Consider the following 13,134-nt stretch of genomic DNA (forward strand, 5'->3'; position numbering starts at 1 on the left):
GATCAGGCGGTTCCAGTAGGCACTGCCCGTTCTACACTAAATGTTTGGGGCATCGATAGTTTTTTTTAGTCGTTCGCCGACACATTCTCGTAATTGTGATTTGGCACGCTGCATCAAGTTTCTGGCGCCGTGATCGGTAATACCGAGCGATTCGCCAATCTTGACTCGCGGCACGTTCTCAACAAAACGCAGTCGTAGGGCCTTGCGAGCCCGATCGGTGAGCAGTTTCAAGCACTCGCCGAGCGCATCGACCGCCTCGTCACCCGTCAGGTCCTTGCCCGCCCATTGCTGCCAGCTTTCATCGAGCACCGCTTCTGAAGCGGTCACTCGCATCCGGCCTAATTTGCGGTGGCTGGATACCAGTAGATTGTAGGCGGTCCGGCGAAGGTACTCCGACGTCGCTTTGTCTGAATGTTGAACGAAGTTATCGCGACGAAGTACACGCAGAAATGTCTCCTGCGTCAAATCGTCCGCTGTGTTGGTGTCACATCCGAGAGCACGAAGGTATCGCCACACCCCGTTTTGGTGCCGCTCTATTAATTCGGCCGTCGAAAGTTCACTCACGCAAGCAATTCATTGATCAATTTGCCACCTCCGGCGATTTTCATCGGACGACCGTTTTTACTGGTAAACGTGGTCTCTGTGGAAATTCCTAAACCCTTGCACACCGTCGTCATCAGATCTTCGCTGCTAAACGGTTCGGTTTCCACGGCGCTGCCGTCCGAGCTGGTTTTGCCAACAGCCAGCCCTCCTTTGAGGTTACCACCGCCGACCACACAGGACCAGGCCCGAGCGAAGTGATCGCGGCCCGCACCCTGGTTGATTCGGGGGGTGCGTCCGAATTCACCCATCCAGATGACGACGGTGTCGTCGAGCAGTTCCCGCTGCGCCAGGTCTTCGACGAGCGCACTCATGGCCATGTCGAGCTGGGGCAGTTTTTGGTCCTTGAGTGTGGGGTGCACGCCCGCGTGGTTGTCCCATCCACCGAGATCGACTTCGACAAACGGCACGCCGGCTTCGACCAAGCGGCGGGCCAGCAAACAGCCCTGGCCGAATCCATTGGTGCCGTAGCGTTCTTTGACAGCCTCGGGTTCTTCCGCCACCTTGAACGCCTTCATCTGGTCGCTCGTCATCAAATCAAATGTTTTCCCCAGCACCTTGGCATGCTCCATCGCTGGCGTGTCTCGCGTCCGGCTGGCAAACCCATCTTCGATCAATTTCAAGGCGGCCATTCGCTGCATCAGCCGCTGGTCGCTCATCTGCATCTCCAGATTCCGAACCCGCCCGCTGCTGGTGACCGAAAACGGTGACCAGGCCATGCCGAGGAAGCCCGGGCCGGTGCCAGGGCCCCCCACTGAAACGAAGGGCGGGATCTCGAGTTCAGGGCGTTGGTAGATCAATTCATGCGCGACCACGCTGCCGTAGCCGGGGTGTTCGATGTTGGGATTGGGGACGTAGCCGGTGTGCATGTAATAGCGGCCTCGCGCATGATCGGCTTCACGCGTCGACATGCTGCGTACGACCGACAGGTGCTTCATCTGCTGAGCGATCATGGGCATGTGCTCGCAAATTTGCATGTCGCCGGTCGTCGAAATCGGCCTGAATGGGCCACTCGTCGGTGCGCCGGGTTTCATGTCCCACATGTCAATCGTGGACGGGCCACCACCCATCCAGAGCAAGATCGCTGACTTGCGGTTGCGGGTCAATTCCGCCGCATTGGCCTGGATCGAATTGCCCAGCGTGAACGCTGCGGCAGCCGCTGCCGAAGAGCCCGCCAAGTGGCTCATGAAGTGGCGACGGGTCATGCCGGTGGGGGTCGAGAAGTCCATGATCTTTCCTTCGAGAGGAGATTGTGAGGGTTCAGGGTTCAGAAACGGAGAGCTCAGCAAGCTGTACCCTCATGGTGATCGGTATGAGCACCCGTTTGGACGATTGCTTAGGAACGAGCGGAAAATAAGTGGCCGAACGCTCCGCGGTCGGAATAGCCGACCGCAGAGCGTTCAGCCACAATATCAGACAGTAATTTCCCGCTTGTTCCTTAATGTTGCATGATAAATTCGTTGCTATTGATGATCGCCCACCACATGTCTTGCAGCATTTCTTTTTCTTTCCCCCCGCGAGCGGTCAGCAGTTTGCCGGCAATAGCCGTTTCGTTGGGGGTCGGACGGCGAGCCAATCCGGTGAGGTATAGCTGCGTGAGCCGCTCCCGCGGGGAGCGTCCCGATTTCGATAGCCGGTCGATGAAGGAGCCCGCTGCTTCACTCGTGGCATTCTTCGTCAGCTCGCCGTTGAACAACATTAGTGCTTGCGGGATCGAGCCGTTGAATGTCGTCGCTTCACCACCCTCATCCGTTCCGAAAGCGGTGACGAACTGCGACAGCCATTTTCGCCGCTCGGCCTCTTGGTCGGCGTAGCTGCCTTTCCCCTTCGCGTCAGATGCCGCCACCAGCGATTCGTAGAGCTGTTCAGCACTCATCTGGCGAAGGTAGAAACGTGAGAACTTGGGTGACTCGCCAATCGATGGGTCGTCGATTTCGTTTTGTTTGCTCAGCGTCGCTTCGAGCTGATACGGGCGGCTGAGGGTGATCCAGGTGATCAATTCCTTTAAGTCGTAGCTGGCCTTGCGGAACTCCTTGCCGAGCGAATCGAGCAACACGGGATGTGAGGGTGCCTGGTGGGGCCCCAAGTCGTCGACGGGGCGAGTGAAGCCATAACCGAGGAACATGGACCACATCCGATTGACAATCATTTTATCGAGATACTCGCTCTGCAGCATCAACCTCGCTAATTCGTCACGTCGGTTGGAGTCTTCGAGGTACCCGCTTTTGGCAATTTCAGTGCCATCGGTGAACACCGGATAGGCAACCTTTTGCAATCCATTTCGCATCTCATAAAACACGAGTGCGTCTTCGGGGGTGCCCGCTTCGCCTGCGAAATCTTCATTGACGAGTTCAGCCGACTCAATATCGTTGGTGCCATCGACAAACCGGCGCAACGCACGGGTTTGCCGGAAGAACGCGTTGAATTCCCAGAATTTTTGCTGCTTCCACTGATTGAATGGATGGTTGTGGCACTGCGTGCACTGCACCTGTTGGCCCAAGAAAGTCCGCGAAACACTGCTCGTCGCGAGCGTCCCTTTCTCGGAGTTGACCTTGCCGATGAGGAAATTGACGGCCCCGTTAAAGTTCGGATTGCCGGGCGTCGATGACCCGGTCGCAGAGACCAGTTCGTGGACCAGGCGGTCGTACGTCTTGTTCTGGGCGAAGCTATCACGCAGATACTTCTGCATCCCAGTCCGATTGGTCAGATCGCGGCGATCCGTACCGCCACTGCGTCCGATGAGCAAATTGGTCCAAACCGCGCTCCAGTGATTGGCGTACTCCTCCACGTAGCGGTCGTCGTTGAGCAGCCGCTGCACCAGGGCGGCGCGTTTGTCGTGTGTTCGATCGGACATGAACTCGGCGAGTTCATCATAGGTGGGGATACGACCGATCACGTCGAGAAAGACGCGTCGACACCACTGCGTATCGTCTACTTCCCCGGCGGGGCGGATTTCGTAATCCCGCCACACCTGTTCAATGGCATCGTTGATCATCGCGACTTGAGGCGGTGCCGACGGGCCTGCTGCGACGGCAACCGAGTTGCTCGCAAGACTCACCACGCCACCCAACAGCAGAAGACTGACGGGTCGCAGGGTACGGAGCAGGGCAGGCAGACAGAAACGCATCGCTGTAGACTCGTTCGGGTGTGGATTAGAATCGCGGAGATCGCCCCTTGACGAAACCATCGCCGCGGCTACTGAATCAAACGCGAGAGAAAATGGGATGTACTCAAACCCCCATATTCTAACCCAGACCGAAAGCCTGCGAAAAAAAACGTTTCGCACGGCGCTTGCCCGTTGCCGCTACGCTCGCCAGGGCAGGGGGCCGGCCACTGGCTGTGACTTCCCATCCTCTGGCGACACTCGCAGCCGAAAAATCGAGTCATCCCACGCTGCGGTTAATCAGCCCCAGCACCTCAGCACGCGATTTGGGATCGGTTTTGAATGCCCCCCGCATGGCGCTGGTTAGGCACAGGCTGCCCGGTTTGCGGATGCCCCGCATCGTCATGCAGCTGTGCGTGGACTCGACGACCACCGCCACTCCGCGGGCCGATAGCCGCTCTTCGATCAAATTGGCGACCGTGTGCGTCAGTCGCTCCTGGACCTGCGGTCGGCGGGCGACTTCCTCGACAACCCGCGCCAGTTTACTGAGTCCTACCACCTTGCCGCTGGGGAGGTACGCAATGTGGGCTTTGCCCGTAAATGGCAGCAAATGGTGCTCGCACATGCTGCAGAAACTAATGTCTCGGACGAGCACGATCTCGTCGTAATCCTCCTCAAACACCTTTTCGAGATGCCGGCCTGGATCGGATTTGAGTCCCGCGAACATCTCCGCGTACATTCGCGCCACCCGCGCTGGTGTCTCGAGCAGTCCCTCACGGTCGGGGTCTTCGCCCACCGCCCCCAAAATCACACGAACGGCCTGCTCGATGGCTGGGTAATCGACCGCGTCGTTCTTGGGAGCGTTCTTGTCAACGAAAAACGGTGTTTTCTCATTCGCGGAGTTCGCGTCAGGGTCGGGTTCGGAAGCTTTCGATGAAGCAATCATGCAGGACAATTCCAGGTGAATTCAGATGGGCAATATGGCACGGATTATAAAGCATTCGCTTGGCGTTTGTCGCCGTCAAATTGGCGTCAGTGCCTCTTGGTAGGCGCCCGCAATCATCATGACGATCCGAATAATGAAGAAAATCAGGAATCCGGCCACCATTAACCAGATCGCCCCGGTGGCGATCCCGGCAATCACCCGCGTCGCCGTCTTCGCCCGCGCGTCGTAGTCGCGGGCGACGTGTGCGATCGATTCAGCATCCGTGCCCGACAACTCCGCCACACTTACCTGGGTCAAGAATTCTTCCGGGAAAACCGCTGTCGCCTGCAGTGCTTCGGTTAATGTCCCACCCCCTCGGATGGATGCTTCTGCGTCGTCTCCCCCGCTGCGATAGAAATCGCTGTCGGTCGAATCGAGTGCCAATCGGATCGCGCGGATCGGATCGAGTCCAGTGCCCAGGGCCAGCGACAGCGTCCAGGTGAACCGTGATAGTGTGATCGTTTGCAGTGAGCTGCCGATCCCAGGGATCTTGTAGAGCAGCGGAATCGCATTTTGAATCCCGCCCACATTTTTTTGGAATGCGACAATAGCAGCCACTACGAAACTAAAAAAAAGGAGTAAAAGCCCCCAGAATTTCAGGACACCTGATGTCCCGGACAGGCCCAGACCTAAAATGTCGGCCATCTGGCGGCCACCTGAATTCATGATCCCCATGATCCAAATGACCAGCGAGAGTACGCCCACACCGATCACAAATTGGATCGCTGGCCACGCGATCGCACGCTGGAAGTTGTTCCGCAGTGTGAGTTGCTGGTCATAGTACTCCGCCAATTTGAAGAGCGTCCGCTCGAGCGTCCCGGTGGCTTCGCCGACGTTCGTCATCGATCGCAGCAGGGGCGGAAAGAACTTCGGTCGCTTTTTCATGCCGTCGGCGAGTGTCACGCCCGCAGCGGCCTCGGCGCGGAGGTCCGTGATCGCTTCGCGTTGCCGGGGTGGCCCGATCTTCGCCTCGCTGTCGAGCATCCGCAGCAAATCCACACCGGCATGCATCCCGGTGCCGAAACGTTGACAGAAATCCCTGGCCGCCTTCAGACCCATCCGCTGGCTAATCAAGGCTGCACCTGGCTCAATCTTGCCGTCGCATTTCGCTCAGGCGGAGTGGCCCGCCGCGTACGATGGCCAGCCGCCGTTTCGCCGCCCAGCACGCGGGCTACCTCCGCCTGGGCGTAAACGAGCAATTCTGCTGCCTCCTCGTGGCGACTCAGCTTCTCAATCGCCAACGCATAGATACTCCTGGCCGTTCCGCGCTGCCCTTCGCTGACGGCTCGGCGAGCGTTGCGTACAAGTGATTTTGCCTCGGCAATCTCGGTTTCCGCGGTGACGACGGTCGTCCCTCGTTGGCGGGCTCGTCTGGCCTCATGCGGATCATAACCCAGAATTTGCCGATCCATTTCGTCGAGGTCGATGATCGTCGCGTGCACGGACACTCCGCTGCTCGACGACCGGGAGCTGCGATAGATACTGCCTGGTAAACGCCCCACGCCTGGCAAACCACGGGATGCCGACATCGTCGCCGAAGATTGATTGCCGCCGAGATAGGCCGAACCGCGATCGGGGACCAGCACGCTACCGCTGGTAGAGAACTGTCTCATCGCCGGCAATTGAACGGTTTGCGAGGAAGCCGTGTTGGCCTGAATCAGCGCCAGAAAAACGATGGCGTAGAGAGGGTTGCGTTTCATGCCGACATTCTATCCGATCGCGTTCTCGCGGTCCTGCAATTTCGCGGCCAGCAGCGTATTGTGCAGCAACATGGCAATCGTCAGCGGGCCGACACCACCCGGGACGGGTGTGATCGCCGAGGCGACCTGCTCGGCTTCGGCAAAGGCAACGTCGCCGACGAGCCGATCGCCGACGCGGTTGATGCCCACGTCCACGACGACCGCACCGGGCTGGATCATGTCACCGCGAATCATCTCAGGGCGTCCGACCGCTGCGATCAAGATGTCCGCGCTGCGGCAGATTTCCGCTAGATTCTGAGTGCGACTATGGGCCAACGTCACGGTGGCATTAGCAGTCTCGGGCCCGCAACTGCTGTCTTTTTGAGCCAGCATCATGGCCATCGGCTTGCCGACAATCTCACTCCGACCGACTACAACGACGTGCTTGCCCGCGGTTTCAATTTGGCTGCGATGCAGCAATTGAATGATCCCGTGCGGGGTGCAGGGCAAGAATCGCGGCCGGCCCTGCATCAGCAGGCCCACGTTGATCGGCGAAAACGCGTCGACATCCTTCATCGGATCGACCGCATCGAGTACCGTCCGTTCGTCAATAGCCGGCTGGCCCACGGGCGGTGCTGGTAGCGGGAGCTGCACCAGGATCCCGTTCACGGAATCATCTTGATTGAGCGATTCAATTCGCTCGAGCAGCTCAGCTGACGTCGTCGTCGCCGGTATCCGGTCGAGCTGGCTGGTGATCCCCGCTCGCTCGCAAGCACGTTCCTTGTTCCGCACATAGACTTGGCTGGCAGGATCCTCGCCCACTAAAATTGCCGCCAGCTTCGGCGGCGCGTGGCCGGCTGCGACATACTGTTGGACGTCGCGGGCGACTTCGCCGCGAATTTCCAGTGCGATTTGTTTACCATCGAGTCGCGTGGCGGACATGTTCAGACTTTCGGGTTCTCGGTTCTGGCGGGGCAGGGCAGGGCGGGACGCTATTTTTACCCCGACCGGCGAAGCTGGGGGAGGGTAGGGCGGATCGGTCGACTGCCAACCCAACCGCCGGGAAACGCTGAGAAGCATTTTTAGCGTGTGTCGCATCGGTCATCGTCAATCGGTTAAGCAGGAATAGATCAATGTCATTCACCACTCCCTTCACTGTCATGCTCACGACAGCAATGGTCATCTCCGGTGCGTGGCGGTCCATCGCGGTGGCCGCCGGACCCACGTTTCCGTTGCAAGCCAAACGCATTGTGTTTCTCGGCGACTCGAATACTTACGCGGGCGGGTTTGTGAGTGTCGTGGAAGCCCAGGTCATCGCCAGCGGTATCGAGCCACGCCCCGAGATAATCAACCTGGGGCTGTCAAGTGAAACCTGCTGCGGTCTGTCCGAGCCCGTCCACCCGTTCCCTCGCCCGGACGTGCGTGAGCGTCTCGCTCGCACGCTGGAAAAACTCAAGCCTGATGTCGTTGTGGCCTGCTATGGCATGAACGATGGCATCTATTATCCACTCTCGGAGGATCGATTCGCAGCGTATCGGGCGGGCATCGACACGTTGATCGAGGATGTCCACGCCGCGGGTGCGAAGTTGGTGTTGATGACGCCGCCGCCGTTCGATCCGTTGCCGCTCAGGAAGCAAGGCAAGCTCTTGCCCGCTGGCGCCCCGCAGTATTCTTGGATGCAAGTCTACGAGAACTACGACGATGTGATGAAGGCGTATGCCCAGTGGATCGTGAAGCAGTCCGATCGCGTGGAGATGGTGATTGACCTATACACCCCTGTGGCTGAGCACATGCAGTCCAAGCGTGCCGACGACCCTGACTTTGTGATGTCGGGCGACGGCGTTCACGTTGACGCGGAAGGCCACCGCGTGATTGGCGAGGCGATCTCACGGGCGTGGGGGATCACGCCCATCAAGCTCGGGCCCAAGCGACTCACGCTCGTTCGAAAACGCCAGCAGTTGATGCGTGACGCGTGGTTGAGCGAAGTCGGCCATCTTCGTCCTGGCATCGCTCCGGGACTGCCCATCGAGGAAGCGATCGAGCAGGCTGCCAAGCTCGATCAAGAGCCGTAGCGGGCTCTCAACGGATGCCTCGAGTCGTGGCGACACGACGTTAGGAACGCGGGATCAATAACTGGCGTAGTGGATCTTGTTAAAGATCCATCCAGAACAGGATCTTTAACAAGATCCTCTACGGTAAACCCGTCACTTATTGTTCCTGGTATCCTTACCAGGCGTAGTCCAGGCCGAGCACGATGCCTTGATAGAAGACGTGATCGTACGAGTCGATGCCGTTACCGGGGCCGCCGACACCCACGAGTTCGTAGTTGCTCGCAGAGAGCTGTTCGGTGCCAACTGCAACACCATCGATCCATAGCAGCTGATAGCCAAGGTTCACCGACCATCGATCGGTGAGCTTGTAATTGCTCTGCAATGTCCATTCGCCGACGAACGCTACGGTGTCGTTGAAATCATTCGCAACTGAACTAACGGTTCCGAACACAGGGTCTTGTGTCGTAATGCTCGATCGTTGGTGGGCACCGTTGCCATAGATTCCGCCTTTGAAGTCAGTGGTCAATGAAAGTCGCGAAGACTTCCACAGACGCGCACGAGCTCCAATTTGTCCACCAAACAAATCATTGCTGGCTTCCGTTTGAGCGGATGTGGGGGATGGTGCGTTGAAAAACGCAGTGCTAGCGTCGGGTATGTTTAAGCTAAGGTTGTCCTTCAGTCGGACATATCGAAACCCAGCAATCGCTTCGATGTTTTCAGTTAGTTCATGATTCATGTTCAGTTCAAAGCTGTACAACTTGGAAGCCAAGTGCGTTTGAATGCTCGTTCCTGATCGCCGGGGTATCGCTGACGAGCCTAGTTCCAGGAACTGCGGGTCCAGAAACGCGTTGGGCGTCGTTGCTTGCGTGGTGTTATCGTCCCAGTCGTCGGTCCCAAAGTAACGGGATTCAAACCGTGTGCGTTGCGTGAGTTGGCGTTCCAGGCGGAGTTGGTATCCGTACGCAAATCCATACGATAGGTCATCTGCGTTCACTGAATTGTTGGGATCGTTGATCCCTCTAACCAGTTGTCGAGAGCCTGGATCCGAGCGGAACAGGAACAGGCTGGATGAATCAATCGACCAGGGCGTCAGCGACCACGGATCATTGAGCTCATCTTGGCTGGCGTGCGTCGTATCGAAATTTTGCCCTGAAGACACCGTCGCCGGTAGGCCAGACACAATGCATAAGGATGTGATCACGAGAGAGCGAAATAGCGTCATGCGTAATTCTCGGTTGGCGGAATCATTGGTAGGGCTTCTCTGCGATGCGGTACTTCCTTACGCCTCGCCCCCTGCTCTTTCGTCGCTGCTCTCGGCTCAGCATTCGCAAATGTAGGTGAAGGACGGCACACCAGCGTGGTGGGGTCTTGATAATCAGATCAATCAATACAAGAGTAAGAGGTGGGGGCCAGTTCTCAGGAAAGAAGGTGAGGTCCCGTCGGGGCAGGGCAGGGCAGGGCAGTTCAGAATCGCTGTGACACCGCCCCTGCGCTCTCGTTCTCATTTCTCTCCTGCATCCCTCAGTTCGTCGATCAACTTGGGCACCTCGATGCTGGCGCGACCGTGCCGATGTTCGTCAAAGGCTGGCGAGGCGGGTGTATCACCGAGGTTGATTTCGATCTTGCGACAGGTTGGCTTGGTCGACTGCACGATGCCGGCAGCGGGATAGACAAGCCCCGAGGTCCCGATTGCTACAAACAAGTCGGCTTGCGCGGCGGCTCGCTCGATCAGGTCGATACCCAGCGGGACTTCGCCAAACCACACCACACGCGGGCGCAGCCAGCCACGGCGTGAATCGTCCTCGGGGAATTCGGGATGGGGCGTTTCGAGGCTGAGATCGTCCCGCCAGTCGAATACTTTTCCCGATTCGAGGCATTGCACCTTGAGCAGTTCACCGTGCATCGGCAGCACGTTCTGGCTGCCCGCCCGCACATGCAGGTCGTCGATGTTCTGCGTGACGAGCAGAAACTCGCCCGCCGACCCGGTGGTGTGGTCTCGCTCCCACTCCGCCAGCGCGACGTGGGCCGCATTGGGCTGAATCTCAGGTGACAGCAGGCATCGCCGCCGGGTGTTGTAGAACTCGTGGACGAGCTGGGGGTGACGGGCGAACCCTTGCGGCGTCGCGACGTCTTCGACCGCGTGACCCTCCCATAGCCCATCGGCATCGCGGAACGTGGGGATGCCAGACTCGGCAGAGATGCCAGCACCGGTGAGGACGAGGATGTTCATGGCGGAAGGGTGAAGGGTGAAGGGTGAAGGGTGAAGGGGCGGGGATTGAATTGAGGGCTGAAAGCGGCCTCGCCGTCACTCGCCATCGTATGGGATCGCATGGCGCGGTGGGTTTTCAGCGTTTTTGACGTTCCGGCGTGGGGCAGGGGAGGGCGGTTCGAAAATGGATGCGAACCCGAGGGGGGGCTTGCCCAGTTTGCCAGCACTTCCCTTTCGGCGTGGGGGTGGTCTGGGGTATCATGCGGCCGTCACAATCCGCCTGACCGGTGTTTTCCGTCCTCGTCTCTTGTCGCCAGCCTGATGTCAAAATCCCGCGATTTCCTTGGTCCCTACCGACTCGCCCGATTGATCCGGATCGGTTCCACGGCGGAAGTGTGGGAAGCCATCGACGAAACCAGTTCGGACAACAAGCGATACGCGCTCAAGGTCCTCAGGGAAACCTGCTCGAAAGACAAGTCTGAAATCAGCTTGCTCAAACACGAATATAACGTCGGCAAAGCGTTGTCGAGTCCGCGGATCATCAAGGTGATCGATCTGCAAACCGACAAAGGGCGACCCTTTCTCGTGCTGGAATTGTTCAGCGAATTGAACATGAAACAGGCGCTCCGAAAGGGCCCCGAATCACTCGCCTTCATGCTCAAGAAAATTGTCGAGCAGGCTGCCGAGGGCCTGTACTACATGCATACCAAGAACTGGATTCACCGCGACATCAAGCCGGATAATTATCTCGTTGCCCGCGATGGTGAGACCAAGCTGATCGATTTTACGATCGCGGAACGGAAGCTCACCGGTGTCAAAAAACTGTTCTACAGGTCCAAGACGGTTCAGGGGACGCGGAGTTACATGGCGCCTGAGCAGATTCGCGGCAAACTCTGCGATGAGCGGACGGATGTGTACTCGTTCGGATGCGTGTTGTTTGAGTTGGTCACAGGCAAGCCGCCCTATACGGGGCAAACACCGAATGACCTCTTGTCAAAACACTTAACCGGATCGATCCCCAGTCCGGTTGTTTACAACGACAACGTGACGCCTGAGTTCGCGACGTTGATCAAGAAAATGATGGCCAAGAAGCAAGATGATCGGCCTGGTTCCATGTGGGAATTCTTGAAGGAATTCCGGGCAATGGAGATTTGGTTGAAGCGACCCAAGGCACCCGAGGTCAGCGTGTTTGATGACATGGGCGGAATGAAGTCCGCCGACGACATGATTAAACGACCGGATGGAAATTACGACGTGGTCAAGGAATCCGAAGCTGACAAGAAACGGAAGGAACAGGAATAAACAATGGCAGGTCCTGGTTTAGAATTTGAATACGAGATCGCTGATCTCGAAGAAAAGATCGCCTCGCTCGAGCGGACGACTGATCGCACGACCGAGGTTGAGTCGGCGATCCGGTCGCTGCGGATGGCGCGAGTCGCCAAGCTGAAGGAGACTTACAGCTCGCTCGACCCGTGGCAGACCGTTCAGGTGGCACGGCACAAGAATCGGCCCTACACCCGAGATTACCTGAACCTCGCTTTCGACGAATTCGTTGAACTGCATGGTGATCGTCATTTCGGTGATGACCGCGCCATGCTGTCCGGTTTTGCCAAGCTCGATCGCTTCAAAGTGATGGTGCTCGGGCACCAGAAAGGCCGTACGTACAAAGAGCGTGCTGCCTGTCATTTCGGTTGTGCTCATCCGGAAGGTTATCGCAAGGCGATGCTGCGGATGAAACTCGCTGAAAAATACAAACTCCCCGTGGTCTGTTTTATCGACACGCCCGGTGCATATCCCGGAATCGGAGCCGAGGAACGCGGCCAGGCTCAGGTGATCGCGGAAAGTATGTTTATGATGAGTCGGCTGAAAACGCCGATTATCTGTGTTGTTATCGGCGAAGGTGGTTCAGGCGGCGCATTAGGCATTGGTGTTGGAGACCGCGTAGCCGTTATGCAGCATGCGTATTACAGCGTGATCAGTCCGGAGGGCTGCGCAGGCATTTTGTGGAAGAGTCACGAGCATGCTCCCAAAGCCGCCGCCGCGTTGAAGTTCACCAGCGGGCATTTGAAGCGACTCGGGATCGTCGATGACGTGCTCGAGGAACCGCTCGGTGGCGCGCATCGCGACCATCATCAAATGGCAACTCGGATGAAGGATTATCTATCGCGCCAGCTCGTCCAATTGGAAGCGATGCCGATCGATGAGCTCGTCGAGCAGCGATACGAAAAGTACCGCCGCATCGGCGTGTTTTTGGAGTCCGGCGAAGCCAGTGAATTCGTCGGCTAAGGCGGCAGCATGTGAGCCGAATGCCGTTGGGCATCGGGAGGCGTGTGTCGCTCGGCCGACTGCGTTTCCCGGCTCACGAAAACAGAGGCCCGGACGTGCTGGGCCTGGCGTCGCCGCGGAGCTAAGCGGCGACAATCCAGCGGTTCACCAACGGATTTTGACCGCCCCGTAACGTCCGATAATGCCTCTTATGTTGTATTCAAACCGTCTGAAACGATGGT

At 58.0% G+C, this 13,134-nt stretch carries 12 protein-coding genes; 3 read left to right on the forward strand and 9 right to left on the reverse strand.

Translation table 11 applies throughout. From position 1 onward, the window contains the following. Positions 1-36 precede the first annotated feature (36 nt). The 7 genes from SH410x_RS00435 to folD all read right to left on the reverse strand — a co-directional run bounded on the left by SH410x_RS00435 (position 37) and on the right by folD (position 7,309). A complete protein-coding gene (locus SH410x_RS00435) occupies positions 37-564 on the reverse strand; it encodes an RNA polymerase sigma factor (RefSeq protein WP_473673650.1) in 528 nt (175 codons plus the stop codon). Beyond that, positions 561-1,829: a DUF1501 domain-containing protein gene (locus SH410x_RS00440; protein ID WP_473673651.1), complete on the reverse strand. Its 1,269-nt coding sequence runs from the start codon at positions 1,827-1,829 to the stop codon at positions 561-563. The genes SH410x_RS00435 and SH410x_RS00440 overlap by 4 nt, the downstream gene beginning before the upstream one ends. Before the next feature lie 209 nt (positions 1,830-2,038). After that, the gene (locus tag SH410x_RS00445) at positions 2,039-3,595 is read right to left on the reverse strand and encodes a DUF1549 domain-containing protein (RefSeq protein ID WP_473677439.1); all 1,557 of its coding nucleotides are present in this window, start codon (positions 3,593-3,595) and stop codon (positions 2,039-2,041) included. A 388-nt stretch (positions 3,596-3,983) separates the two neighbouring features. Then, positions 3,984-4,649, reverse strand: coding sequence for a GTP cyclohydrolase I FolE (gene folE / locus SH410x_RS00450; RefSeq protein WP_473673653.1), 666 nt, complete (start codon positions 4,647-4,649; stop codon positions 3,984-3,986). 75 nt (positions 4,650-4,724) lie between these two features. Beyond that, the gene (locus SH410x_RS00455) at positions 4,725-5,762 is read right to left on the reverse strand and encodes a type II secretion system F family protein (RefSeq protein WP_473673655.1); all 1,038 of its coding nucleotides are present in this window, start codon (positions 5,760-5,762) and stop codon (positions 4,725-4,727) included. Beyond that, positions 5,759-6,388: a hypothetical protein gene (locus SH410x_RS00460; RefSeq protein WP_473673657.1), complete on the reverse strand. Its 630-nt coding sequence runs from the start codon at positions 6,386-6,388 to the stop codon at positions 5,759-5,761. The genes SH410x_RS00455 and SH410x_RS00460 overlap by 4 nt, the downstream gene beginning before the upstream one ends. Before the next feature lie 9 nt (positions 6,389-6,397). Further along, positions 6,398-7,309 (reverse strand): bifunctional methylenetetrahydrofolate dehydrogenase/methenyltetrahydrofolate cyclohydrolase FolD, encoded by a 912-nt coding sequence (folD, locus tag SH410x_RS00465; RefSeq protein ID WP_473673659.1) that lies wholly within the window; start codon positions 7,307-7,309, stop codon positions 6,398-6,400. A 191-nt stretch (positions 7,310-7,500) separates the two neighbouring features. Between folD and SH410x_RS00470 the strand changes: the two genes are divergently transcribed. Beyond that, a complete protein-coding gene (locus SH410x_RS00470; RefSeq protein ID WP_473673661.1) occupies positions 7,501-8,439 on the forward strand; it encodes an SGNH/GDSL hydrolase family protein in 939 nt (312 codons plus the stop codon). Positions 8,440-8,593: 154 nt separating this feature from the next. Here SH410x_RS00470 and SH410x_RS00475 read toward each other — a convergent pair whose 3' ends face one another. Both SH410x_RS00475 and SH410x_RS00480 read right to left on the reverse strand, forming a co-directional pair. After that, positions 8,594-9,640, reverse strand: coding sequence for a BBP7 family outer membrane beta-barrel protein (locus SH410x_RS00475; protein WP_473673663.1), 1,047 nt, complete (start codon positions 9,638-9,640; stop codon positions 8,594-8,596). A 279-nt stretch (positions 9,641-9,919) separates the two neighbouring features. Beyond that, positions 9,920-10,648: an NAD-dependent deacylase gene (locus SH410x_RS00480; protein ID WP_473673665.1), complete on the reverse strand. Its 729-nt coding sequence runs from the start codon at positions 10,646-10,648 to the stop codon at positions 9,920-9,922. A 300-nt stretch (positions 10,649-10,948) separates the two neighbouring features. Between SH410x_RS00480 and SH410x_RS00485 the strand changes: the two genes are divergently transcribed. After that, the gene (locus SH410x_RS00485; protein ID WP_473673667.1) at positions 10,949-11,929 is read left to right on the forward strand and encodes a serine/threonine-protein kinase; all 981 of its coding nucleotides are present in this window, start codon (positions 10,949-10,951) and stop codon (positions 11,927-11,929) included. A 3-nt stretch (positions 11,930-11,932) separates the two neighbouring features. Beyond that, the gene (locus SH410x_RS00490; RefSeq protein ID WP_473673668.1) at positions 11,933-12,913 is read left to right on the forward strand and encodes an acetyl-CoA carboxylase carboxyltransferase subunit alpha; all 981 of its coding nucleotides are present in this window, start codon (positions 11,933-11,935) and stop codon (positions 12,911-12,913) included. Positions 12,914-13,134 lie beyond the last annotated feature (221 nt).

The organism is Rhodopirellula sp. SH410, from assembly GCF_055811895.1.